Annotated in this window: 20 protein-coding genes; 9 read left to right on the forward strand and 11 right to left on the reverse strand. The window is 68.2% G+C overall.

Going from position 1 to position 23717, the window contains the following annotated elements; translation table 11 throughout:
• Positions 1–544: 544 nt before the first annotated feature.
• The 5 genes from L880_RS0130595 (at position 545) to L880_RS0130615 (ending at position 5740) form a co-directional block, all read left to right on the forward strand.
• Positions 545–2041, forward strand: coding sequence for an AMP nucleosidase (locus tag L880_RS0130595; protein WP_027478844.1), 1497 nt, complete (start codon positions 545–547; stop codon positions 2039–2041).
• 130 nt (positions 2042–2171) lie between these two features.
• On the forward strand, positions 2172–2513 hold the full coding sequence (locus tag L880_RS0130600) for a TfoX/Sxy family protein (RefSeq protein WP_019577174.1): 342 nt from the start codon (positions 2172–2174) through the stop codon (positions 2511–2513).
• 202 nt (positions 2514–2715) lie between these two features.
• Positions 2716–3651, forward strand: a complete 936-nt coding sequence (locus L880_RS0130605) for a helix-turn-helix domain-containing protein (RefSeq protein WP_169737823.1) — start codon at positions 2716–2718, stop codon at positions 3649–3651.
• Positions 3652–3728: 77 nt separating this feature from the next.
• Complete coding sequence (locus L880_RS0130610; protein ID WP_027478846.1) at positions 3729–4454, forward strand: type 2 periplasmic-binding domain-containing protein; 726 nt, start codon at positions 3729–3731, stop codon at positions 4452–4454.
• Positions 4451–5740, forward strand: a complete 1290-nt coding sequence (locus L880_RS0130615; RefSeq protein WP_084461791.1) for an MFS transporter — start codon at positions 4451–4453, stop codon at positions 5738–5740. Before L880_RS0130610 ends, L880_RS0130615 begins: the two co-directional genes overlap by 4 nt.
• Positions 5741–5787: 47 nt before the next feature.
• Here L880_RS0130615 and L880_RS0130620 read toward each other — a convergent pair whose 3' ends face one another.
• Positions 5788–6144 carry a DUF779 domain-containing protein gene (locus tag L880_RS0130620; protein WP_019577179.1) on the reverse strand — a complete coding sequence of 119 codons (357 nt, stop codon included), beginning with the start codon at positions 6142–6144 and terminating at the stop codon, positions 5788–5790.
• Positions 6145–6248: 104 nt separating this feature from the next.
• Positions 6249–7769, reverse strand: coding sequence for an aldehyde dehydrogenase (gene adh / locus L880_RS0130625; RefSeq protein ID WP_027478848.1), 1521 nt, complete (start codon positions 7767–7769; stop codon positions 6249–6251).
• Positions 7770–8149: 380 nt separating this feature from the next.
• Here adh and L880_RS0130630 point away from each other — a divergent pair, with 380 nt between their 5' ends.
• Together L880_RS0130630 and L880_RS0130635 are read left to right on the forward strand one after the other, a co-directional pair.
• Entirely contained in the window at positions 8150–10114 is a 1965-nt protein-coding gene (locus tag L880_RS0130630; protein WP_027478849.1) for a sigma-54-dependent Fis family transcriptional regulator, read from the forward strand.
• Positions 10115–10231: 117 nt separating this feature from the next.
• Positions 10232–11296 carry a beta family protein gene (locus L880_RS0130635; RefSeq protein WP_027478850.1) on the forward strand — a complete coding sequence of 355 codons (1065 nt, stop codon included), beginning with the start codon at positions 10232–10234 and terminating at the stop codon, positions 11294–11296.
• Here L880_RS0130635 and L880_RS34675 read toward each other — a convergent pair.
• Genes L880_RS34675 through asd form a run of 3 tightly spaced genes read right to left on the reverse strand, consistent with a single transcriptional unit; the run spans position 11275 to position 14134 of the window.
• The gene (locus L880_RS34675; protein WP_027478851.1) at positions 11275–11973 is read right to left on the reverse strand and encodes a sce7726 family protein; all 699 of its coding nucleotides are present in this window, start codon (positions 11971–11973) and stop codon (positions 11275–11277) included. The two genes, L880_RS0130635 and L880_RS34675, sit on opposite strands and share 22 nt — an antisense overlap.
• A 40-nt stretch (positions 11974–12013) precedes the next feature.
• Complete coding sequence (purT, locus tag L880_RS0130645) at positions 12014–13216, reverse strand: formate-dependent phosphoribosylglycinamide formyltransferase (RefSeq protein WP_027478852.1); 1203 nt, start codon at positions 13214–13216, stop codon at positions 12014–12016.
• A gap of 57 nt (positions 13217–13273) precedes the next feature.
• Positions 13274–14134 carry an archaetidylserine decarboxylase gene (gene asd, locus L880_RS0130650; RefSeq protein WP_027478853.1) on the reverse strand — a complete coding sequence of 287 codons (861 nt, stop codon included), beginning with the start codon at positions 14132–14134 and terminating at the stop codon, positions 13274–13276.
• Between the two features lie 107 nt (positions 14135–14241).
• Between asd and L880_RS0130655 the strand changes: the two genes are divergently transcribed.
• A complete protein-coding gene (locus L880_RS0130655) occupies positions 14242–15165 on the forward strand; it encodes an ATP-binding cassette domain-containing protein (protein ID WP_027478854.1) in 924 nt (307 codons plus the stop codon).
• Between the two features lie 53 nt (positions 15166–15218).
• Positions 15219–16070 (forward strand): ABC transporter permease, encoded by an 852-nt coding sequence (locus L880_RS0130660; RefSeq protein WP_027478855.1) that lies wholly within the window; start codon positions 15219–15221, stop codon positions 16068–16070.
• Positions 16071–16186: 116 nt separating this feature from the next.
• Here L880_RS0130660 and L880_RS34030 read toward each other — a convergent pair whose 3' ends face one another.
• The 6 genes from L880_RS34030 to L880_RS0130690 are packed head-to-tail and all read right to left on the reverse strand — an operon-like array spanning position 16187 to position 23677.
• Positions 16187–17521, reverse strand: coding sequence for an MFS transporter (locus tag L880_RS34030; protein WP_051443715.1), 1335 nt, complete (start codon positions 17519–17521; stop codon positions 16187–16189).
• A gap of 1 nt (position 17522) precedes the next feature.
• The gene (locus tag L880_RS0130670) at positions 17523–18743 is read right to left on the reverse strand and encodes an acetyl-CoA acetyltransferase (protein WP_027478856.1); all 1221 of its coding nucleotides are present in this window, start codon (positions 18741–18743) and stop codon (positions 17523–17525) included.
• A complete protein-coding gene (locus L880_RS0130675) occupies positions 18740–19705 on the reverse strand; it encodes an NAD(P)H-dependent flavin oxidoreductase (protein ID WP_027478857.1) in 966 nt (321 codons plus the stop codon). Before L880_RS0130675 ends, L880_RS0130670 begins: the two co-directional genes overlap by 4 nt.
• Positions 19705–20466: an alpha/beta fold hydrolase gene (locus L880_RS34035; protein ID WP_051443716.1), complete on the reverse strand. Its 762-nt coding sequence runs from the start codon at positions 20464–20466 to the stop codon at positions 19705–19707. Before L880_RS34035 ends, L880_RS0130675 begins: the two co-directional genes overlap by 1 nt.
• 44 nt (positions 20467–20510) lie before the next feature.
• Positions 20511–22205 (reverse strand): class I adenylate-forming enzyme family protein, encoded by a 1695-nt coding sequence (locus L880_RS0130685; RefSeq protein WP_027478858.1) that lies wholly within the window; start codon positions 22203–22205, stop codon positions 20511–20513.
• 26 nt (positions 22206–22231) lie between these two features.
• Complete coding sequence (locus L880_RS0130690; RefSeq protein ID WP_027478859.1) at positions 22232–23677, reverse strand: carotenoid oxygenase family protein; 1446 nt, start codon at positions 23675–23677, stop codon at positions 22232–22234.
• Positions 23678–23717 lie beyond the last annotated feature (40 nt).

Below are 23717 nucleotides of genomic sequence, written 5' to 3' on the forward strand. Positions count from 1 at the left end.
GAAGTGGCCCTGACTTCGGGTCGCCTTTCTTTGCTTACTTTCTTTGGCGAAGCAAAGAAAGTGAGGCGGCCGCCGGGCCGCAATCCCGGCCTCCGCCCTTCAACAAAGAGCAGAACGATCAGAGCGAAGCGGCAGCACAGCCCCTTCGCAAGCCCGCCCGATCCCGTACCCGCTTGCCCCGTGGGGCAGGGCCGAGCAGCGGAGTGACAGGGGGATAAGGGCTCGCGTCTGTTTGAGCGAAGCGAGTTTAGCGAGACCCCACCTGGCGCGAGCAGCGCAGGGAACCACGAAGTGGCCCTGACTTCGGGTCGCCTTTTCTTTGGCTACTTTCTTTTGGCGAAGCAAAAGAAAGTGGCTCGGCCGCCGGGACGAACCCCCGGCCTCCGCCCTCAACCAAAGAGCAGAACCACCAGAGCGCAGCGGCACCAAAAAGCCACAAGCCAGTGGACAAGGCACACCCACACCAGAGGCCCCGCACCTCATCGCCAGATGAAAAATCCCCTCCAAGCCCAACCACGTCACAACCCAACGGCACAATGCACTCATGCCGTATTTACCTCCCTTCATCGCCCCGACCCGCCATCTCAGCGCCGAATCGGCGTTGCAACAGGTGCACACCATCTACGACCAGCAGATCGCCCACCTGCGCGACAGCATGCAGCGCTTCGTGCAGGGCGAGACCCTGCCGGGCCATGTGCGGGCCTGCTACCCCTTTGTGCGTATCCACACCGAAACCGTGTCGCGCAGCATGCAAAACCCCGAGATCGCCCACCTGGCCTATGGCTTCGTGGCCGGCCCCGGCCACTTTGAGACCACCCTGACCCGGCCCGACCTGTACCACGAGTACTACCTGGAGCAGTTCACCCTGCTGCTGCAGAACCACGGCGTCGAGCTGGAGGTGGGCACCAGCAACCAGCCCATCCCGGTGCACTTCTCGTTCAGCGAGCACGACCACGTGGAAGGCCAGATGAGCGCCGATCGCCGCCAGCTGATGCGCGACGTGTTCGACCTGCCCGACCTGGCCGCCATGGACGACGGCATCGCCAACGGCACCTGGACGCCCAAGCCCGGCGAGGCCCTGCCCCTGTCGCTGTTCACGGCGCCGCGGGTGGATTACTCGCTGCACCGGCTGCGCCACTACACCGGCACCTCGCCGCGCGCCTTCCAGAACTTCGTGCTGTTCACCAACTACCAGTTCTACATCGACGAATTCGTGCGCCTGGGCCACGAAGAGATGAAGAAGCCCGACAGCGAATACATCGCCTTCATCGAGCCCGGCAACGTGGTGACGCGCCGCGTCGATCTGAGTGCCGAACCCGGCGACGAGCTGGGTGCCCCGCCGCCGCGCCTGCCGCAGATGCCGGCCTACCACCTGGTGCGCGCCGACCACAGCGGCATCACCATGGTCAACATCGGCGTGGGCCCGGCCAATGCCAAGAACATCACCGACCACATCGCCGTGCTGCGCCCGCATGCCTGGATCATGCTGGGCCACTGCGCCGGCCTGCGCAACAGCCAGCAACTGGGCGACTACGTGCTGGCCCACGGCTATGTGCGCGAAGACCACGTGCTCGATGAAGAGCTGCCGCTGTGGGTGCCGATCCCGGCGCTGGCCGAGATCCAGCTGGCGCTGGAGGCCGCCGTCAGCGACGTGACCCAGGTGGCGGGCCCCGACCTGAAACGCTTCATGCGCACCGGCACCGTGGCCAGCACCGACAACCGCAATTGGGAGCTGCTGCCCGACAACCAGCCGCAGCGCCGCTTCAGCCAGAGCCGCGCCGTGGCGCTGGACATGGAAAGCGCCACCATTGCCGCCAACGGCTTCCGTTTTCGCGTGCCCTACGGCACCTTGCTGTGCGTGAGCGACAAGCCGCTGCACGGCGAGATCAAGCTGCCCGGCATGGCCAACCACTTCTACCGCGAGCGGGTGGACCAGCACCTGCGCATCGGCATCCGCGCGCTGGAGATCCTGCGCGCCGAAGGCATGGCCCGCCTGCACAGCCGCAAGCTGCGCAGCTTTGCCGAGGTGGCGTTCCAGTGAAACCGCCCGCAGGGGCCCCGCGCCCCTGAGGCCACTGTCTTGCGCTGGCGCAAGGCCGGCCGGATCAGGGGTTTTGCGGGCACGCCAAAGCGGTCACAATGCGCCCATCCGGCCATTCACGGAGGACACCATGGGGACAAGACAAAGCACCATCGACCACCTGCTGGACCAGCTCGCCGCCGCGGGCCCGGTGTCGGTGCGCAAGATGTTCGGCGAGTACTGCCTGTACCTGGCCGGCAAGCCGGTGGGCCTGGTCTGCGATGACCAGTTGTTCCTCAAACCCACCGAGGCCGCGCGCCCGCTGCTCAAGAGCGCCGACGAAAAGCCCCCCTACCCCGGCGGCAAGCCCTACTTCCACATCGATCCCGACCACTGGGACGAGCGCGAGTGGCTGGTCGACCTGGTGCGCACCACCGCACTGGCCCTGCCCGAACCCGCGCCCAAGCCGGCGCCGCGCCCCAAGGCGGGTTGAGAACGGCCGACCCGCAGCGGATGCTTGTTGCGCGGGCCCAACCGGCGCTCGACCTGGCAGTCACACGGCGCGGCCGGGCTTGTGCGCAGGCCACCGGACGCAGATGAACGCCCTGCTGCCTTGAGGCCCGCTGGCGCCGACCAGACGTCAGCACGGCCGCCCGGTCGTTTGCTAGGCTGCGATGACGCCACAGGACCTCGCCATGCCCGTCAGCCCGCACGCCCACCCGACCGCCCTGCCCACCATCCACCCCAGCCCCCGGCCGCCCGCAGGCCACGCCCGGACCTTGCGCTGGGACATCGGTGCCCACCGTTTCGAGCCCCACTTTCACGAGCATTTCTTTGTGGCGGCCATCACCCAGGGTGAATGCCACTTTGACTGCGCCGGGCAGGCCTGGACCGCGCGCCAGGGCGACCTGGTGGTGATCGCCCCGTTCCAGATCCATCAGGCCCTGAGCAGCGAAGGCAGCCGCTACCAGGCCCTGTACCTGGCCGAATCGGACCTGGGGCCGCCGGCGCCCCAGCCTGCACCCGAGCGCCAGCCGCCCCCCTTGGCCTCACCCGGGCTGGCCTGGTGGGGCCAGCCGGTGCTGCCGGCCCACCCCCTGGCCATGGCCCTGGCCCAGGCGCTGGATCTGCAAGACCTGGGCGCCGCCGTGCGCATGGCCCAGACGGTGCTGGGCACGGGCCTGGGCTGGGCGCGCCGCAGCGGCCTGCCGCCCCACCCTCTGCAAAGGCCTGAGTTGCGCGCCTGGCTGGACGCCACGCACAGCCAGCCCACCCTGGCCCTGGGGGCCCGGGGCCTGCAAATGAGCCCGGCCGCCTTCAGCCGGGCCTTCCGCCACACCTTTGGCATGCGGGCGGTGTTCTTCCGCAACCAGATTCGGCTGCAGCAGGCCGAAGACCTGTTGCTGCAGGCGGTACCGGCCGGCCAGGTGGCGGCGCACTGCGGCTATGCGGACCAGGCCCATCTGACGCGCGAACTGAAGAAGTTCCGGGGCGTGACGCCCCGCCACTACCCGCGGCACTACCAGGCCATCCCTGGCCAGGCGCTTGAAGGGCCCGCCGTGGAGTGGCCGGCCGCTGAGCCGGGTGCCCACGCCCGGTTGGCCGATCCGGCAAGAATGTTCAAGACCTGAGCCGACGGGACTGACAACACTGCTCCCCAGCCGCCTGGCCCACGGTGGGCCCGGGCACCAGCCCAGGGAGACAGCCCATGCACACCCCCGCCCTCGCCTCCACAGCCCGGGCCCACACCCCTCAGCACCGCCCCCCACCGGCGGCCAACGCGGCCCTGCGGCCCACCAACGCGCCTGTGGGTGGGCTGCCCAGCAGCGGGCCGCCGTATCCCGGGGCGCTGTACCCCGGGCCGCTGCACCGCCGCCTGGCCACCCTGGGTGACGAGGGTGCCGAGCTGACCTGCAGCATGCACGTCGCCCGGCGCTGGGGCGGCGCCCGCGAGACCGTCGGCTGCGCCTCGTTCGAGGCCGCCCGCGAGCTGCTGCGCACCGGGCAAGCCGACGCGCTGCTGGTGCCGGCCGCCTACCCCCGGCTCAACACCTTCATCATGGACGCGGCGCTGCGCGCCAGCCAGGTGTTCATCATGCCCATTCCCGCCCTGGTGCTGGGCACCCGCGCCGGGCCCGCCGCGCCTCGGCTGCAGCAGCTGATCCACCACGCCGCGGTGGCCCCCTTGCTGCCCGAACTGGGCCTGAGCTGGGAGCAGGCCCGGCAGGCCGGCTCGAACGCCGAGGCCTGCCGGCTGTTGCTGGCCGCCCCCCAGCCCTCGGCCTGCATCACCAATGCCTTGTGCGCCGCCCACTTCGGCCTGAACGTGGTGCGTGAGCTGCGACCGAACCTGGCCATGCCCTGGATCTGCTTTGTGCCCCAACAGCCCGTGGACGCGCATTCGACGCCCGGCCCCACGGAGGCCGGAGCATGAGCGGCAGCGGCATGGGCCACAGCGCCGACAGCGACCGCAGCGAATCAGACCCGATCCGCGGCGACGCCCAGGCCACCCCCGCCCCCTTGCAGCCCTGGGCCCTGCTGGGCTTGACGCTGGGGGTCACGGCCATCGGCGTCGAGGGCCTGGTGATCTCACCCGTGCTGGGCGACCTGGCCAGCACCTTTGAAGCCAGCCCGGCCCAGGCTGGCTGGGCCGTCTCGGCCTACGGGCTGGCGCTGGCGGGGGCCGCCCCCATCGTGGGCCTGTGGGGCGACCGGGTGCCGCGGCTGACCCTGTTGCGGGCTGCGTTGGGGCTGTTCGTGCTGGCGGGGCTGCTGTGCGCCCTGGCCAACAGCCTGGGCGCGCTGGTGGCCGCGCGGGCCCTGTGCGGTGCGGCGGCGGGCGCCTTTTTGCCGGCCTGCTATGCCTATGTGGGCGACTGCACGGCCTTTGCCGACCGGGCCCGGGCCATGGGCCGGGTGATGGCGGGCTGGTCACTGGCCCTCACCCTGGGCATCCCGGTCGGGGGGCTGATCGCCCAGTGGTGGGGCTGGCGCCTGTCCTTTGTGGCCGTGGCGCTGCTGGCGGCGGTGGCGGCCTGGCGGGTGAACCGCATGCCGGCCGCCCCTTTGTTGCGCCCTTTGTTGCGCCCTTCTTCACCCCTTTCACCGCCTCCGGACGCCGCCGCGCCCCCCCTCTCGGCAGCGGGTTCGGGCCCGCCCAGCCGCCCACGGCTGGACCGCGCCGCCCTGCCGCTGCTGGCCCTGAACTTCTTTGACATGCTGAGTTTCTACGGGGTCTACACCTTTCTCGGGGTGACGGTGCAGGCCCGCTTGCAACTGGGCAGTGGCGGCTTCGCGCTGTTCGTTGCCTGCTATGGCCTGGGCCTGATGGCCAGCACGCTCAATGCCGGCGTGCTCGACCGCTTTGGCAAGACACAGGTGCTGCGCGGGGCCTTGCTGCTGCTGGCCTGCCTGCTGCTGTTGCTGGCCCCGGCCACCGGGCACCCCACCACCCTGGCAGCCGCCATGCTGTGCTGGGGGGCACTGCAGGGGCTGGCCCAGACCGGCACCGCCACGCTGGTCACCCAGGTGTCCGAACGCGCGCGCGGCCTGGCCATGGCCTGCCTGAGCTGCACCACCTACCTGGCGGTCAGCCTGGGTTCGTTCGGCGGTGGCTGGGTGTTGACCCACCACGGCTTTGACGCCCTGGCCCAAGGCGCCGCCCTGTGCGCCCTGCTGGCAGGCCTGCTGCTGCAGGGCTGGGTGCGCAAGGCGGCTTGAGCCCCGGGGGCTCCCCAGCCGCCCCCGCACAGCGCCCGCATCAACGCTCACAGCCCCAGTTCGGCGGCCTCGGCGTCGGTGAACACGCGCGAGCGCGTGAGAAACGCCTTTCCCGTGGGCCCCTCCAGCGAGAAGGTGCCGCCGTGGCCCTCGATCACGTCGATGATGAGCTGGGTGTGCTTCCAGTACTCGTACTGGTTGGCGCCGATGTAGAACGGGATGCCGCCGATCTCGCCCAGGTACACATCGCCCGCACCGAGGGTCAGCTCGCCGGGCAGGTAGGCGTTGGCCGCGCTGTTGTCGCAACAGCCGCCCGATTGATGGAAAAAGAAGCTGCCGTGCTCGGCGCGCAGTTGCTCGATCAGCGCCAGCGCCGCGGGCGTGGCGATCACTTTGTCAACCATGGAACACCTCCGTGTCACGAAACAAAAAGCGCCCGGGCACCCGGCCAGGGCCGGGTGACGGGGCGCGTCAAGGAGAGAGAAGTTTCAATCCAGCGTCAGCCGGATCAGAAGAAGCCCAGCTTGTTCTCGCTGTAGCTGACCAGCAGGTTCTTGGTCTGCTGGTAGTGGTCCAGCATCATCTTGTGGGTTTCACGGCCGATGCCCGATTCCTTGTAGCCACCGAAGGCCGCGTGCGCCGGGTAGGCGTGGTAGCAGTTGGTCCACACACGGCCCGCCTTGATGGCGCGGCCCATGCGGTAGGCCACGTTGCCGTTGCGGCTCCACACGCCGGCGCCCAGGCCGTACAGGGTGTCGTTGGCAATGGCCAGGGCTTCGGCTTCGTCCTTGAAGGTGGTGATGGCCAGCACCGGGCCAAAGATTTCTTCCTGGAAGATGCGCATCTTGTTGTGGCCCTTGAACAGCGTGGGCTGCACGTAGTAGCCACCGGCCAGGTCACCGGCCTGGTGGGCTTGTCCGCCACCGGCCAGCACTTCGGCGCCTTCTTGCTTGCCCAGATCCAGGTACGACAGGATCTTGGTCAGCTGTTCCTTGCTGGCCTGGGCACCGATCATGGTGTCGGTGTCCAGCGGGTTGCCCTGCACGATGGCGGCGACGCGCTGGAGCACGCGCTCCATGAACTTCTCGTAGATCGATTCGTGGATCAGGGCGCGCGAGGGGCAGGTGCAGACCTCGCCCTGGTTGAAGGCGAACAGCACCAGGCCTTCGATGGCCTTGTCCAGGAAGGAGTCGTCCTTGTCCATCACGTCGGCAAAGAAGATGTTGGGCGACTTGCCGCCCAGCTCCAGCGTGGCCGGGATCAGGTTGTTGGCCGCAGCCTGGGCGATCACGCGGCCGGTGCTGGTGCTGCCGGTGAAGGCGATCTTGGCGATGCGGCGGCTGCTGGCCAGCGGCATGCCGGCTTCGCGGCCAAAGCCGTTGACGATGTTGAGCACGCCCGGGGGCAGCAGGTCGGCGATCAGCTCGACCAGCACCAGCAGGCTGATGGGGGTGGACTCGGCGGGCTTGAGCACCACGCAGTTGCCAGCGCCCAGCGCCGGGGCCAGCTTCCAGGCCGCCATCAGGATGGGGAAGTTCCAGGGGATGATCTGGCCCACGACGCCCAGGGGCTCGTGCAGGTGATAGGCCACGGTGTTTTCGTCGATCTCGCTCAGGGCGCCTTCCTGGGCCCGCACGCAGCCGGCAAAGTAGCGGAAGTGGTCGACGGTCAGCGGAATGTCGGCGTTCAGGGTTTCGCGGATCGGCTTGCCGTTGTCCACGGTCTCGGCGTAGGCCAGCAGCTCGAGGTTGGCTTCCAGGCGGTCGGCGATCTTCAGCAGGATGTTGGCGCGGTCGGCAGCGGGCGTCTTGCCCCACTTGTCGGCGGCGGCATGGGCCGCATCCAGGGCCAGTTCGATGTCTTCGGCGCTCGAGCGGGCGGCCTGGGTGTAGACGGCGCCCGAGATCGGGGTGATCACGTCGAAGTACTGGCCCTTGACCGGCGGCACCCATTGGCCACCGATGAAGTTGTCATAGCGGGGTTTGTAGACGATCTTGGCGCCAGCGGCGCCGGGTGCAGCGTAAATCATGCGTGTCTCCAGCTGTTGTCAGAAAAAAGTCGCCGGCCCATGCCTGGCGGACAGCACTGCTTCTCAAGAGCTGTGCCACCGGGTGCCGAGAGCGTGCCAAGACCCCGCAAATGCCTGCCCACCCGAACCGCAAGCCCTTGATTGACAATGATTTTTTCCAGCGCTTAAGGACAAACCCGAAGCCTCGAAAAACGGCCCGGACCGCCGTGCCATGCGTCAAAAATCGACGCCCGCGGACAACTCGCGGACGTTGCATCCCAAGACACCTGTCCAAAAATGGAACACTTGGCCCGCGCAAACCCTGGCGTTGTCACACAAACTGTCACACCGCCTAAACTCCATGCCCAGAAGCGCTGCAAGCGCCCAGGAGACAGATGACCATGGCGACCACGCACCCCGTTCCCGGCCCTGTGCTGCGCGAGGCCCGGCTGCGCCTGCAGCAAGGCGGCACCCTGCCGCTGGAGGCGGTGGATGAACGCGTGGCCCGCTCCTGGCAGCGCAGCCTGGCGGCGGGCCTCACGCCTGCCAGCGGCATGCACCATGTGGACCACCTGAGCGGCAGCGAGCTGCGCCAGTCGCTGGCCTGCAACATCGACCTGATCAACCACTCGCAACCGGTGATGGAGTACCTGTTCGAGCAGGTGCGCCACAGCCACAGCATGGTGGTGCTGGCCGACCGCCATGGCACGCTGATGCACACCCTGGGGGACGCCGACTTTCTGGGCAAGGCCGAGCGCGTGGCCCTGCAGGCCGGGGCCTGCTGGCACGAAAGCCAGCGCGGCACCAACGCCATCGGCACCGCCCTGGCCGAGTCCTGCGGCATCGAGATCCACGGCCCCGAGCACTACCTGGAGCGCAACGACTTCCTGACCTGTGCGGCCTCGCCCATTGTCTCGGCCACCGGCGAGCTTCTGGGCATCCTCGACATCTCGGGCGATCAGCGCAGCCACCACCCGCACACCCTGGGCCTGGTCAACACCGCGGCGCGCATGATCGAAAACCGCCTGTTCGCCACCACCTGCCGCCACAGCACCTGCCTGCATCTGCACCCCCAGGCGCACGGCATCGGCACCCTGGCCGAAGGCGTGGTCGCGCTGTCCGAGGATGGCTGGATCATGGGCGCCAACCGGCAGGCCCTGGCCTGGCTGGGCCTGCGCCACCAGGACATCGGCGCCACCCCGATCGCGCGCGTGCTCGACACCCGCATCGACGCCCTGCTGGCCCGCGCCGCCAGCCAGCACGACAGCCCCCTGGTGCTGCACCGCAAGGACGGCTCGGTGCTGCACGCCCTGGTGCGCGCCCAGCCCGGACAGCGCGTGGCGATGCGGTCTGCCTCGCCGCCCCGGCGCAGCACCGGCCCGGCCACGCCCCCCGAGCAAGACGCCCTGGCCCAACTGGACACCGGCGACGCCGCCTGGCGAGCCATTGCCGACAAGGCCCGCCGCGTCTGCGGCAAGCCCATCCCGCTGTTGCTGCATGGCGAATCGGGCGTGGGCAAAGAGTTGTTCGCCCGCGCCGTGCACGACAGCTCGCCGCGCCGCCACCGCCCCTTTGTGGCCATCAACTGCGCCGCCCTGCCCGAGCACCTGATCGAGTCCGAGCTGTTCGGCTACAGCCCTGGGGCCTTCACCGGCGCGCGCAAGGAGGGCAGCCTGGGCCGCCTGCGCGAGGCCGACGGCGGCACCCTGTTCCTCGATGAGATCGGCGACATGCCCCTGGCCCTGCAGACCCGGCTGCTGCGCGTGCTGCAAGAGCGCCAGGTCAGCCCGCTGGGCGGCGGCGCTGCGGTGGCGGTCGACTTTGCGCTGATCTGCGCCACCCACCAGCCCCTGCGCGAGGCGGCCGAGGCCGGCCGCTTCCGGGCCGATCTGTACTACCGCCTCAACGGCCTGACCCTGATCCTGCCGGCCCTGCGCCAGCGCAGCGACTTCGAGGCCCTGACCCGCAAACTGCTGCGCGAGTTGGGCGGCGAGCCCCCGCTGGACATCGCCCCCGATCTGCTGCAGGCCCTGGCCGCCTACCCCTGGCCCGGCAACCTGCGCCAATACGCCAGCGTGCTGCGCACCGCCATCGCCCTGCTGGACGCCGGCGAGACCACCGTCGACTGGCCCCACCTGCCCGACGACATGCTGGCCCTGCTGCGCCCCACCGCCCCCAGCCCCTCTGCACCGGCATCAGTGCCGGCCCCTGCAGCGACCGCCGTCGCGATGGGCAGCGACCAAAAGCTGGCCGACATCTCCCGCGCCGCCGTGCAGCAGGCCATCCAGAACGCCCGCGGCAACCTCTCGGCCGCCGCCCGCCAACTGGGCATCAGCCGGCAAACGCTGTACCGCAAGCTGGGGTGAGGCGGATTGAAATAACACCAGGAAACAGCTGTCATCGGAACGCTCCAGCCGGCCATCGAACGACAGGGCAGAGTCCAAGGCAACACCCAACAATCATCGAATTCATGGAGGCATTCGATGATTGCGTTGGACCGATATCCCTACTTCCCGATGCTCCGGACGCGGCAGGCTGAACTCAAAGGCCTGGAACACCTCCGTCCGGAACAAAAACAGGCCATGCTGCCCATGCTGACCCTGGGCAGGTGGCCCAAAGCCACAGACTTCTCCAAAGGCGCCGAAAAAGCGGCCCAGGTCATGGCCGGCGCACCCTACTGCCTGGATCTGACCCAGGACCTCACCCATCTTCCCGATGTCCAACAGCGCTTGCGCAGCCCGCAGCACGGTTTCAAAGCTTGGCGAGACTTCGTCAAGGATTGGCCCCAAGCCCTGCCGGTACTTCAAACCCACCCAGAGGCCTCATTGCGTGACTGGCTGCAACAGGCACGTGGGCTGGAACAACAGGCCGGCCAGGTGGCCTTCCGAATCACGGACTTCGAGCATCATCCCCCGTTGGTCATCCAGGCCCTCAGCGCCATGGACGATCCAGCAGGCGCGATTGTCTTCATCGATGCCCAGTTCATCCGCGCAGCGCTGCCAACGTACGTTCAAGCCACACTGCTCACAATCAACCACCTTCGAGCAGCCTTTCCGAACCTGTTGATCGTGGTCAGTTCGACCAGTTTTCCAGCCTCGGTCCTGCCATTTGCCGACCCCACTCAAAGCGCGGGAACCATCGACATCCTGGAGCGTGAATTGCACGCACGCATCGGCGGCCATGCCGTGGTGGGCTACGGTGATCATGGGTCAATCCACTCGGTGGTCTACGATGAATCGAGCGCCATGCGCTGGGCAGCCCGTGTCGACTACCCTGGGGAGTTGAGCTGGGAATTCGCACGCAGCCCGAAAGATCACTCCCGCCAGGGCTACATCACTGCAGCACAAGCCATCGCGGCCTCTGACCCCAGCCTGGGCACGCGGGGTCTGTGGGGTGAGGACATGATTCTGCAGGCAGCTCAGGGCCATCCGCACGGGGTCGCTCCTGTGTCGTGGATCGCGGTGCGTGTCAATCTCCACCTTGCGCGGCAGTTGAGCCTGTCTCAGCGCCTGCTGCAAGCCATCGATCAAACGGACGACGATGAATGAGCCCCTGAAACCTGTCTGACCAAGGCCTGCGTCGGCACGGAGAAGCGACTGAGGAAGGCCTGCAGACGGGCCTCGGGGGTGGGTGCCACGAGTCTGCCTTGGCGGGCCTCGGCCACGGCGAGTTGCTGAGCCCGTCGTGGCGCCAATCGATCTTCACGGGCACGCAGGCTGTTCAGCACATGGGCCCGCACCAAGGTCTTGGGCAGGGTGCTGGCCTGGACAAGCAAGGCCTCTCTGGTTCCGTGCACAGGCCGATCTTGGGATCGCAACAGGCGACGCAGCTCAGGCACGGGCAGAAAACTCAACCAATCTTCGAGCCGCTGGCCCCGCAACAGGCGCGGTGAGCGCACCACCTTGAAGCCCTGCTCGGCATCCACTGTCCAAAGCCCCACCTCAGCCGGGGCTTGTGACTGCACAGCGGCCAGGTGCCGCAAGGTGCACACCACCGTGACACGTTCAAAAAAACGGCAATAGCTGTCGAGTTGCCCCGGCAGCCGGGTCAGGCGGTCTCGGTCGCTCTTGATTTCGAAGGCCGCCAGCCGGCCCCCCACCTGCACCAGATCAACGCGGCGGTCAAAGCGGTCAATGCACAATTCGGAGATGTAGGTGGCCGATACCCCCTGCGCCTGCCGACGCAACCGGTCGATCAGCCCCTGACGGATCTCAGCCTCGTTCATCACTGCTGCGCCTGATCTGGATCAGACCCGCCCAGCCCGCTCAAGCCACCCGCGGCTTGACCTTGGAGGCGGCCAGCTTGGCGGTGGCGCGGGCCTGGTCGGTGTCGGTGCCGCGCGCCAGGGCCACGCCCATGCGGCGCTTGACGAAGCTCTCGGGCTTGCCGAACAGGCGCAGATCGGTGCCGGGGATGGCCAGGGCCTCGTCCACGCCGTCGAACACGATGCCCTGGGCCTCGACGCCGCCGTAGATCACGGCGCTGGCGCCGGGGTTGCGCAGGCTGGTGTCCACCGGCAGGCCGAGGATGGCGCGGGCGTGCAACTCGAACTCGCTCTGGTGCTGGGTGCACAGGGTGACCAGGCCGGTGTCGTGCGGGCGCGGGCTGACCTCGCTGAACCAGACCTGATCGCCCTTGACGAACAGCTCGACGCCGAACAGGCCCTGACCGCCCAGGTTGTCGGTGACGGCCTTGGCGATCTGGCGCGATTTTTCGAGTGCGGCCGGGTGCATGGGGTGGGGTTGCCAGCTTTCCACGTAGTCGCCGCTGACTTGCACGTGGCCGATGGGGTCGCAGAAGCTGGTGACGATCTGGCCGTCGGCGCCCACCGAGCGCACGGTGAGCTGGGTGATTTCGTAGTCGAAGTCGATGAAGCCTTCGACGATCACGCGGCCGTGGCTCACGCGGCCGCCGGCCATGGCGTAGTCCCAGGCCTTTTGCACGTCGGCCGGGCCGTCGATCTTGCTCTGGCCCTTGCCCGAGCTGCTCATCACCGGCTTGACGATGCAGGGGTAGCCGATGCCGGCGTCAATCGCGGCCTGCAACTCGGCCAGCGAGTCGCAGAACTGGTAGGGGCTGGTGGGCAGGCCCAGGGTTTCACCGGCCAGGCGGCGGATGCCCTCGCGGTCCATGGTCAGGCGGGCGGCACGGGCGGTGGGGATCACGCGCACCACGCCGGCGGCCTCCAGCTCTTCGAGCATGGGGGTGGCGATGGCCTCGATCTCGGGCACCACCAGGTGCGGGCGCTCGGCTTCGATCAAGGCCTTGAGCTGGGCCGGATCGCTCATGGTGATGGTGCGGGCGTGGTGGGCCACCTGCTGGCCCGGGGCGTTCTCATAGCGGTCGACCGCGATGGTCTCGACGCCCAGGCGCTGCAGCGCGATCAGGACTTCTTTGCCGAGCTCGCCGGAGCCGAGCAGCATGACTTTGGTGGCCGAGGCCGACAAGGGGGTGCCGAGAGTGGTCATGGTTCTGGGGCGCTGTGCGCAGGTAGGGGTTTGAAAACAGAAACTGAAGGGGCGCGATCAAGCCGGGCTGGCGGCGCTGTGGCCCATGGCCTCGCCCATGCGGATGGCGCGGGCCGGGGCCCAGTCGGGGTTGAAGGACAGGGTGTCTTTGGGGAACAGCATCACCACCGTGGAGCCCAGCAGGAAGCGGCCCATCTCGGCGCCCTTGGCGATCACCACCTCTTGCGTGTCATACCGCCATTCGCGCACCGTGCCCGGGCGCGGCGGGTTGACCACGCCGTGCCACACGGTGGCCATGCTGCCCACGATGGTGGCGCCCACCAGGGTGAGCACAAAGGGGCGGCGGGCCTCGTCTTCGAACACACAGACCACGCGTTCGTTGCGGGCGAACAGGCCCGGAATGCCGCGCGCCGTGGCCGGGTTGACCGAGAACAGATCGCCCGGCACATGGATCATGCGCAGCAGCCGCCCGGTGCAGGGCATGTGGATGCGGTGGTAGTCGCGCGGGCTCAGGTACAGGGTGGCGAATTCACCGTCGTCGAACTGGCGCGCCAGCGCGGCATTGCCGCCCACCAGGGTCTGGGTGCTGTACGAATGGCCCTTGGCCTGGAAGATCTGGTCGCGCTCGATGCGCCCGAACTGGCTGATGGCGCCGTCGACCGGGCACACATAGGCCGCATCGGCCTGCGGGCGGGCCCCCTCGCGCAACGGGCGGGTGAAGAACTCGTTGAAGCTGGCGTAATCGCTGGGCTGGCTGAGCTGGGCTTCGGACAGGTCCACGCCGTAACGGGCCACAAAGCGGCGGATGATCCAGTGCGTCAGGGCGCCGGCCCGGGCGCTGGCGACAAAGCCGGCAAATCGGGTCAGGGCCAGCTTGGGAATCAGGTACTGCGGCAGCACCACTAGACGGTCGGACAAGTTGGCCCCTGGAAGTTGATGGAACGTAACCTGCCATTTTATTCAGCCCCGGGGCCGGGTCACGGCGCAGACACGCGCCGGAGCCCCGACTGGGCCACAATGCCCCCATGCAAGAGCCCCTGTTCGAGGCCCAAGGCCTTCAAAAACGCTATGGCGACACCACCGTGGTCGACCAGCTCAGTTTTGCCATCGCCCCGGGTGAATGCCTGGGCGTGATCGGGCCCAATGGCGCCGGCAAGACCACCACCATCCGCATGTGCCTGGGCCAGGTGACGCCCGACGCCGGAGGCATCCGGGCCTTCGGGCTGGCCATGCCGGCGCAGGCACTGGACATCAAGGCCCAGCTCGGCGTGGTGACCCAGTTCGACACCCTGGACCCCGATTTCAGCTGCCTGGAGAACCTGATCGTGTACGGGCGCTACTTCGGCATCCCCCGGCGCACGATGCTGGAACGCGGGCCGCAGCTGCTGGAGTTTGCTGCCTTGTCGCACAAGGCCGATGCCAAGCCCGGCGAGCTGTCGGGCGGCATGAAGCGGCGCCTGAGCCTGGCCCGCGCCCTGGTCAACAACCCGCGCCTGCTGATGCTGGACGAACCCACCACCGGGCTCGACCCACAGGCCCGCCACCTGATGTGGGAGCGCCTGCAGCGCCTGATGCAGCAGGGCAAGTCGATCCTGCTGACCACCCACTTCATGGACGAGGCCGAGCGCCTGTGCCACCGCCTGCTGGTGCTGGACCATGGCCGCAAGATCGCCGAAGGCGCTCCCCGCCAGCTGATTGCCGAGCACCTGGAGCCCGAGGTGGTCGAGGTGTATGGCGCCGGCGCCACCGCCGTGGCCCAAGGCCCACTGGCCACCCTGGCCAGCCGCACCGAGGTCAGCGGCGAGACGGTGTTCTTCTACACCCACCAGGCCCAGCCCCTGCTGGCCGCCCTGGCCCAGGAGCCTGCCCTGCGCACCCTGCACCGCCCGGCCAACCTGGAAGACCTGTTCCTCAAGCTCACCGGCCGCCAGATCCGGGAGGGCGGCTGAACGCCGTCAGCCCCCTGCCCTGCCCCCAGACCCCGATTTTTCTGCCACCGATCATGTCCAGCCCCATCACCGATCACACCCCCCTCAGCTACCCGCCCCCGCCCTCGGTGTGGCGGGCGCCCAGCCTGTCCACCCGCTGGTGGCCCGTGTTCCTGCGCAACCTGCTGGTGTGGCGCAAGCTGGCCATCCCCAGCCTGGTGGGCAACATTGCCGAACCGCTGATGTGGCTGGTGGCCTTCGGCTACGGCATGGGGGCCCTGGTGGGGCAGATCACGGTGCATGGCCCGGACGGCGACACCCAGGTGCCCTACATCCTGTTCCTGGCCAGCGGCTCGATCTGCATGAGCGCCATGAACGCGGCCTCGTTCGAGGCCCTGTACTCAGCGTTTTCGCGCATGCACGTGCAAAAGACCTGGGACGGCATCATGAACGCCCCCGTGGGCCTGGACGACGTGGTGCTGGCCGAGATGCTGTGGGCCGCCTTCAAGGCCTTGTTCACGGTCACGGCCATCATGGGCGTGATGCTGGCGCTGGGCATCAGCCACAGCCCCAAGCTGCTGCTGGCCTGGGGCGTGCTGCTGGGCGTGGGGGCCATGTTCTCGAGCATCGCGCTGATCTTCAATGCCCTGGCCAAGGGCTACGACTTCTTCACCTACTACTTCACCCTGGTGCTGACGCCGATGATGTTCCTGTCGGGCATCTTCTTTCCGCGCGAGCAGTTGCCCGAGCTGGTGCGCATCGCCTCGGATTGGCTGCCGCTGACCAATGCCGTCGAACTGGTGCGCCCCCTGTTCATGGACCGCTGGCCCGAACACGCGCTGCGCCACGGCGCCGTGCTGTGCGGCTACACCGTGGCCGCCTTCTGGCTGGCATTGGCGCTGACGCGCAAGCGCTTCAGGGGGTGAGGCCGGCGCAAATGCGGTCGAGGTGCGGTCGAGGTGCGGTCGAGGTGCGGTCGAGGGGAAACCAACCCAGGTGCGCGGCCTGAAGCGGGCTCGGTTGCGTGCCGCAGGCAGGCCCATCACGTGGGCGCCACCGGCTTTTGCAGGCGTTGCGCCATCGGTGCACAGACGATGGCGGCAAGGCACAGCGCGGCAGGCACGCCCCACATCGTGCTGGGCCAATGGTGCGACAGGCTGCCCATCAGAACGGGCAGCGCACCGCCCGCGATGGCCTGGGCCAGGTTGTAGCTGGCGGCAATGCCGGTGATGCGCAGGGGCGCTGGAAACACCCTGGCCATGGGCGCCAGGACCACCGGCACCAGGCCGGCGTTGAGCGCCCCGAGGGCAGACCAGCCCCAAAACACCGTCGAGGGCGTGACCTGGGCATAGAACCACACGGTGCCGATGATGTTGAGCACGGCGAAGACGGTGATGACCCGTGTGCTGCCAAAACGGTCAGCGGCTGCCGTGGTCAGCACGGTGAAGACCATCGCGCTGGCCGTCAGCCCCATCTGGGCGGAACTCATCAAGGCCCGGGGCCACTGCATCTCGACCTGGAAGTACGCCACCGGGTACAACTGCACCGCCTGGATCAGCCCCCCCGACACCAGCGCCAGGCCGGTGGCCACCAGCAGCTCACGCCGGTAGCGCGTGAACAGCGCCGAAAACGGCAGCCGTTGCGCCGACTGGGCGGCACGGGCCATCTGCACGAACACCGGCGACTCCTTGACGCTGCGCCGCAGATGGACCGAGAGCAGGCCGAACAGCCCACCGGCCAGAAACGGCACGCGCCAACCCCAGGCCAGGTAGTCGGCCTGCGGCAGATGGCTGGACAAGAGCAGGATCATGCCCACCGCCAGCAAAGACCCCAGGCCGAAGCCCACGGTCAGCAGGCCGATGGCCAGGCTGATGCGGTTCTCGGGCACCGTCTCCATCACGTAGGACGCCGCGGCCGGGAACTCCCCGCCCATGGCCAGGCCCTGCCCGGTGCGACAGATCAGCAACAGGACAGGCGCAGCGGCACCGATCTGGGCATAGGTGGGCAACACACCGATGCCCAACGTGCCCAAGGCCATCAGCAGCAAGGTGATGCCGAACAGGCGCTTGCGGCCAATGCGGTCCCCCAGGGCGGCCAGCACCGTGCCGCCCAGCGGCCGCACCAGGTAGCCCACTGCGTAGATGCCCAGCACCTGCAACTGGGCCAGCCAGGGCGCGACATCCGAGGCCGAGAACAGCTGGCTGATCACGGGGCTCATGTGCAGGAAGACCACGAACTCGTAGAACTCCAGCGCGCCGCCCAGGGTGGACAGGCTGAGCACCTTCCAATGCTCGGCGCTGATCGTGCCCGTGCCCGGGCCTGCACCCGTGCCCGCCCCAGCGCCCCGGGCATCGTCAAGAGGTTCAAGTGCGGCCATGTCAGTCCACCTCCACCACAAAGCTCACCACGGTGCCCAGCGAGCCCCCGATGTTGAGGGTCTGAAAGCGCCAGGCCCCCTCGTTCTGACAGGCCCCGGCCTGGCCGGTGACCTGGCGCGCTGCATCCAGCAGCATGCGGGCGCCGGTGGCCCCCACCGGGTGGCCGGCGCCGATCAGGCCTCCGCTGAGGTTGATCGGGCAACGGCCGCCGCGCTCGATGCTGCCGTCGGCAATCGCCTGCCAGCTCTGGCCCGGCGGCGTGAGCCCCAGGTGGTCGATGGCCATGTACTCGGTGCTGGTGAAGCAGTCGTGCGTCTCCACCCCGTGCACGGCATCGATGCCTTCGATGCCCGCGCGGCGCCACGCATCCTCGATGGTCTGGCGGACATGCCCGAACACATAGGGCTGGCCCTGGCTGCGCTCAAGCTTGTCGCGCAGGCGCAGCCCGGCATTGCGGTGGCCCCAGCCACTGATGCGCGCCAGGCCCTGGCAAGAGCGGCCCTGCGCCTGCAAAAAGCGCCCCGAGGCCAGCACCAGGGCGCAAGCGCCGTCGGTGATCTGGGCGCAGTCCTGGCGCCGGCTGCCGGGCTCGATCACCGGGTTGGCCTGGTCGTCGTCCGTGAAACTCAGCGGGTCGAACTGCCAATGCCGGGTCTGGGCCAGCGGATTGAGGCGGGCGTGGCCGTAGTTCAGCTCGGCGATGCGGTTGAGGTACTGCCGATCCAGCCCGTAGCGCTGGGCATAGGTCTGGGCCACCAGACCGAATGCGGCCGGCCACATGAAGCGGCACTCGATGTCCTCCCGGCCCTGCCAGGAGGCCGCGTTCTGGTTGCGCGAGGCCTGGTCACCCGGCAGGTTCTTGAGCTCTTCCACGCCCAGCACCAGCACGCAGTCGTAGCGGCCTGCCTCGATCTCGGCCATGGCGGCCAGCACGGCCAGCGAAGAGGACGCACAGGCGCCCTCATGGCGCATCGCGGGCACGCCCCACAGCTCGGGCACCACCTGGGCCACCATGGCGCCCAGGTGCCCCTGCTGTCGCTGCAGCTCGGCAAAGGCATTGCCCACATGGATGCTGCCGATGTGCTCGGCCCCCACGCCGCTGCCCGCCAGGGCGCCCAGCGTGGCTTCACGCACCATGTCGGAGATGTCCTGCCCCTGGCGCGACCAGGCGCGCGCAAAGTCGGTCTGGTAGCCGCCCAGGATGTAGATGGCTTCGCTCATGAGGGACTCCTTGCCTGTCGTTGAAGAAAGCGCCCACAGGCCAGTCGGTACTCCTGCTCGATCTGGTCCACCACCTCGGACAGGGGCTGGATGGATCGGATGCGGCCCACGCCCTGGCCTGCGGCCCAGACATCGCGCCACTGGCGGGTGCCGCTGTCGTGGCTGTCGTAGTGGCGCTCGGGCGCCGGCGGCAGCCGGTACGGGTCCAGGCCATGGGCGCGCAAGGAGGGCTTGAGCCAGCTGGCCGGTGTGCCGGTGATCGCGTCGCTGACGATGAGGTCGTCCATCTGGGCCTCGACCAGCATCTGTTTGTAGGCTGGCACCGCCAGGCTTTCCTGGACCGCGATGAAACGGGTGCCCATGTACACCGCGTCGGCGCCGGCCGCCAAGGCGCCGGCCACGCCCCAGCCGTCGCTGATGGCGCCGCCCACCACCAGCAGGCCATCGAAGAACTCACGCACCGCACTGACAAAGGCAAATGGGTTCAGAAAGCCGGTATGACCGCCGGCCCCGCCACAGATACAGGCCAGGCCATCGGCACCCGCCGCCACCGCCTTGCGGGCCAGCTTGAGGTTGACCACATCGGCCAGCACCCGGCCGCCATAGCGCTGGACCACGGCCATGGCCGGCGCCGGGCTGCCCAGGGCGGTGACCACCAGCGGTGGCTTGAAGCGGGCCACCAGTTCCAGGTCTTGCGCCAGCCGGGTGTTCGACGAATGGGTCACCAGGTTGGCGCACCACGGGCCCAGGGGATGCGGCCGCGGCTCGTCGCGCGCCTGCGCCAGCCCCTCGGTGATCTGCTGCATCCACTGGCCCAGTTGGGCAATCGGGCGGGCATTGGGGGTGGGGAAGGCCCCCACCACCCCGCTGCGGCAGGCCGCCAGCACCATCTCAGGGCCGGACACCAGGAACATCGGGGCCACCACCACGGGCAGACGCGACTCAGAAGGCCATGGTGTCATCAACGGGCCTCCATGCCGGCCGCCTGCGGGGCCGTGGCGGGATGGACCTGCCGAACCCGCAGCAGCAAAGCCTGCACGGCAGATGCCACACCCTCAGGTGCCTCGTACGGACTCAGGTGCCCTGTCCCAGGCAGCCAACACAACTCGGCACCCGGGATCAAGGCGGCCAGCTCACGCGACAGGTCGGGGGGCGTCACCAGGTCGGCATCGCCACACACCACCTGTACCGGCATCTGCAGCCCACGCAGAAAGCCTCGGGCATCAGGGCGTCGCATCAGCAGACGGTGCTGTCGCGCCGCAGCCTCGGGACCGATGGCACGCAACTGCTCGCGTGCGCGCGCCATCCAGGCATCCTGCTCATGGAAGCGCGGGTGGCTGGCGTAGCGGCTGAGCCCGGCCACCACCTTGTCGAAGTCACGCGCGATGGCGGCCACCGCCTTCTCGCGGGCCAGCAGCAGCTCGGGTGTGTCCGCCTGGGCGGAGGCCCCCAGCAGCACCAGACCGGACACCCGCCCCGGGCACTGCTGCAGCATCTCGTAGGCAACCCAGGCCCCCATCGAGTAACCGCAGACCACCAGGGGCTGATCGGGGTGCAGGTCGTGCAGCTGCGACCAGGCGTCCGCTGCCATCTGGGCCAGCCCCGATTGGCTGGCCACTTCGGCAAGACGGACGTCCAGATCAGGAGGCAGCCAGGGCAGGACATCGGTCCAGATGTCGGGCGTGTTCAACATGCCGGGGATGAGCAGGAGCACAGGTTTCACAGCAGCTTTCAAAACAGGGTGGGCATGGGGCCGGTTGAGGGCAATCAGGCGGCAAAGCGCAGACGCAGCTCGCGCTTGAGCAGCTTGCCCACCGGGTTGCGGGGCAGCTCGGGCAGCACCATCAGGTGTTCGGGCAGCTTGTAGACGGCGATGCGTTGGGTGCGCAGGTAATCGGTGATCACCTCCAGGGTCAGCACATGCCCGAGCACCGGGGCCACGCAGGCACAGACCCGCTCGCCCAGGGTTTCGCACGGAACGCCGATGACGGCCACCTCCTTGATGCCGGGGCAGGCCTGCAGCAGGCCCTCGATCTCTTCAGAAGAGATGTTGACCCCGCCACGGATCACCAGGTCTTTGCAGCGGCCGACGTAGCGATAGAACTGCCCCTGGTCGCCGGCGATCTCGAACAGGTCGCCCGACTTGTAATAGCCCAGCGCATCGAAGGCCTTGGCCGTCAGTGCGGGGGCATTGAAGTAGCCGCTGAACACCGTGGGCCCGTCGAAGCGCAATTCACCGGCTTGGCCGGGTTCGGTGATGTCACGCTCGGTGTCCAGGTCGACCAGGCGGGTCTGCACCCCACGACGCGCAGCCGCCGCACGGGGGAAATACTGGGCCCGCTGCCGCGGGTCAGGCATGTCGAGCGCACCACCGCCCAACGAGGCCCCCTCGTTCGATCCGAAGTAGTTGACGATCTGAACGCCGTAGCGCTCGGCAAAGCTGCTGACCATCCACTCCGACAAAGGGGCCGAACCAGATCCGATGCGCCGCAGGCGCTTGAAATCGATTCCGTTCAGCAGTTGCTCGTTCTGCAACAGCATGTTGAGCACGGCCGGCGGGGCCACGGTGTAGTCGATGGCCTCGTCGCGGATCTGCTGCAGAAACACCTCCAGGTTGAAGGGGTGGTGCTGCACCAGGGTGGCGCCGAGCCGCAGCGCGGTGCAGAACGCCGTGGCGATGCCCGCCATGTTGATCATGGGAAAGGGGTTGAGGATGCGGATGTGGGGCCGCAACTCGGCCACCTCGATCACCCCCGGCAAAAGGCCCAACCACTCGTTGTGGCTGCGTGGCACGGCCTTGGGTGCGGCCTCGGTGCCCGAGGTCCAGCAGAGGCTGAACACATCATCGGCGGTCACGCCCGCCTCGGTGACGCGCTGCTCGACCCGCGCCAGATCACCGGCGGAGAACGGCACCGCCAGGGCTTGCCCGATGTCTCGGACGCCCGACGGGAGGTCCACCCCCCAGGCCAGCAGACGGGTGCCCGGATGCGCCTGCCGCAGCCACGCGTCAAAGAATGCGGCAGCCCGATGGGCGCTGCCCCCCCGCCCGATGCGCGAGCAGGTCACCACGCTGCGAGCGCCGCTGGTGCGCATGATCTGCGACAGCTCATGCTCGCGGTACTGCACCGGCACCGGGGTCACGATGATCCCCAGCCGGGCGCAGGCCAGGTAGACCACGTGCTGCTCGACGCAGTTGGGCAACTGCACCAGCACCACGTCGTCGCGCTGCAAGCCCTCATCGATGAGCAAGCGGCAGAAGGTATCCACCTCCAGGCCCAGTTGAACCCAGGTGAGGCGCCTCGGGGCGCCGTCCATGAAATCGGTGCGGTTGAAGGCATCGACAGCCGCCTCGGCGTCGGGGCGCTCACGGCGCTGGATTTCAAACAGGTCCCAGAGGGTCTGCTGCCCCCACCAGCCCTGCGCCTTGTACTTCGCTGCCTTGTCGGGTGTGACCAGGATCATGTCTACTCCTGTTGAGTGAGGGGTGCTCAATAGCCGCGGCGCAAGCGCGCCGCACTGACCCAGGTGCCATGGAAGCCATGGGGCACGCGGTGCGGCAGGCGGATGCGGGCCACCGGGCCACGGCTGATGTCGCGCGCATCAAAGACCGTCACGAAGGAGGCCCGGCGCTCGTCGTCCCACATGAAGCCGACCAGGTAGCCGTCGTCCTCGGCTTGCGGGTTGTCTGCGGGTGCGAAAGGCGCCTCGCTGAACCAGCGGCCCGTGCCTTCGTGGTAGGTGGTGCACACGTTGCGCTCCAGGTCGTAGCGCACCAGGCCGGCAAAGCGGGGCTCCTCGGGGCGCCGCTGGCGGGCCATGAGCACGTTCCAGGAGTAGCGCGTCTTCAAGCCCTGCATCGCGGAATTGATGACCGCAAACTCCTGGTTGATGATGTCGTCGATGATGCGTTCGCGGGTCTGCCCGGTGCGCAGGTTGAAGCGCCACTCATAGAACATGAAGTCGTTCTCCAGGTGCGCCAGCATCTTGGGAAAGCCCGCCACGTCGGTCTCGCCCCGGGCGTCGCGGGGCAGACGGAAGGGCGTGCCCGTCATCACGATCTCGGTGCCGCCCTGGCCGTCAGGCTCCTCCCAGGCGTTGGAGACGTGGTACATGTAGGTCGGGCTGGCCTCGAACCAGCGGATCTGCTCGGGTGTGCCATGCCGGGGCACCACGGCAAAGCGCGAGGGCAGGTCGTGATAGAACTTCAGCTTGTGCCGGCCTGCGGCAAAGGCATCCATGTCGTAGAACAGCGGGAAGTCGTGCAGGATGGTGTAGTTCGGGGTGATGGCCATGTCGTGCGGCAGACGGGGGCCAGGCAACTCGACGGGCATGAAAGTGGTCAGTTTGTGATGCCTGTCCATCACCCCGTAGTGCATGTAGGGCGCCTCTTTGCCGTAGGCAAAGAACAGAAACTCGCCCGTGCTCTCGTCCACCTTGGAGTGAGCGGAGATCGGCAGCCCCTGAAGGCGCGGATCGAACTCCAGGCGCCCCTCGGTGGACAGGTCGGCGGGGTTGACCTGGTACACCGCCCCACCCAGGTACCACATCGAGATCAGCTTGCCGGCATAGAACTTCACATCGGTGTTCGAGGTGTTCTTCATCGGCATGTCGGGCCGGCTCTTGCGCGGCGGGTCCTTGATGCCCTGCCACAGGGCCTGGCCGGCTGCCAGCTCTTCCTTGAGGCCATCGGTCTGCACCCAGCGGTTCATGTAATGGGCCTTGCCCCCCTCGAAGCGCACCGCGTGCAGCATGCCGTCGCCATCGAACCAGTGGTAGCGGCCCGCAGCCTCGAAGCGGCGGTTGGGCCCGTTGCGCACGTGCATGCCCGACAGATCCTTGGGGATCTCGCCTTCGATGTCGGTCAGCTCCACCGAGTGCTCCTGGTCGATGGGGGCAAAGCCGCCCTGGAGGACGGGGATGTCATTCATGTTCATGGGTGCTCCTTGGCTCGTTGAAAATGGGTGATGGGAGTGA

Origin of the sequence: Curvibacter gracilis ATCC BAA-807 (assembly GCF_000518645.1) — a bacterium.
Classification (GTDB): Bacteria; Pseudomonadota; Gammaproteobacteria; order Burkholderiales; family Burkholderiaceae_C; genus Curvibacter; species Curvibacter gracilis.

Coding starts and splice junctions, on each gene's coding strand:
- L880_RS0130690 (WP_027478859.1), bottom strand. CDS start 23,677: ATGAACATGAATGACATCCCCGTCCTCCAGGGCGGCTTTGCCCCCATC.
- L880_RS34675 (WP_027478851.1), bottom strand. CDS start 11,973: ATGAACGAGGCTGAGATCCGTCAGGGGCTGATCGACCGGTTGCGTCGG.
- adh (WP_027478848.1), bottom strand. CDS start 7,769: ATGATTTACGCTGCACCCGGCGCCGCTGGCGCCAAGATCGTCTACAAA.
- L880_RS0130655 (WP_027478854.1), top strand. CDS start 14,242: ATGCAAGAGCCCCTGTTCGAGGCCCAAGGCCTTCAAAAACGCTATGGC.
- purT (WP_027478852.1), bottom strand. CDS start 13,216: ATGACCACTCTCGGCACCCCCTTGTCGGCCTCGGCCACCAAAGTCATG.
- L880_RS0130670 (WP_027478856.1), bottom strand. CDS start 18,743: ATGAGCGAAGCCATCTACATCCTGGGCGGCTACCAGACCGACTTTGCG.
- L880_RS0130630 (WP_027478849.1), top strand. CDS start 8,150: ATGGCGACCACGCACCCCGTTCCCGGCCCTGTGCTGCGCGAGGCCCGG.
- L880_RS0130605 (WP_169737823.1), top strand. CDS start 2,716: ATGCCCGTCAGCCCGCACGCCCACCCGACCGCCCTGCCCACCATCCAC.
- L880_RS0130685 (WP_027478858.1), bottom strand. CDS start 22,205: ATGATCCTGGTCACACCCGACAAGGCAGCGAAGTACAAGGCGCAGGGC.
- L880_RS0130660 (WP_027478855.1), top strand. CDS start 15,219: ATGTCCAGCCCCATCACCGATCACACCCCCCTCAGCTACCCGCCCCCG.
- L880_RS0130620 (WP_019577179.1), bottom strand. CDS start 6,144: ATGGTTGACAAAGTGATCGCCACGCCCGCGGCGCTGGCGCTGATCGAG.
- L880_RS0130635 (WP_027478850.1), top strand. CDS start 10,232: ATGATTGCGTTGGACCGATATCCCTACTTCCCGATGCTCCGGACGCGG.
- L880_RS0130595 (WP_027478844.1), top strand. CDS start 545: ATGCCGTATTTACCTCCCTTCATCGCCCCGACCCGCCATCTCAGCGCC.
- L880_RS0130615 (WP_084461791.1), top strand. CDS start 4,451: ATGAGCGGCAGCGGCATGGGCCACAGCGCCGACAGCGACCGCAGCGAA.
- L880_RS34030 (WP_051443715.1), bottom strand. CDS start 17,521: ATGGCCGCACTTGAACCTCTTGACGATGCCCGGGGCGCTGGGGCGGGC.
- L880_RS0130675 (WP_027478857.1), bottom strand. CDS start 19,705: ATGACACCATGGCCTTCTGAGTCGCGTCTGCCCGTGGTGGTGGCCCCG.
- L880_RS0130610 (WP_027478846.1), top strand. CDS start 3,729: ATGCACACCCCCGCCCTCGCCTCCACAGCCCGGGCCCACACCCCTCAG.
- L880_RS0130600 (WP_019577174.1), top strand. CDS start 2,172: ATGGGGACAAGACAAAGCACCATCGACCACCTGCTGGACCAGCTCGCC.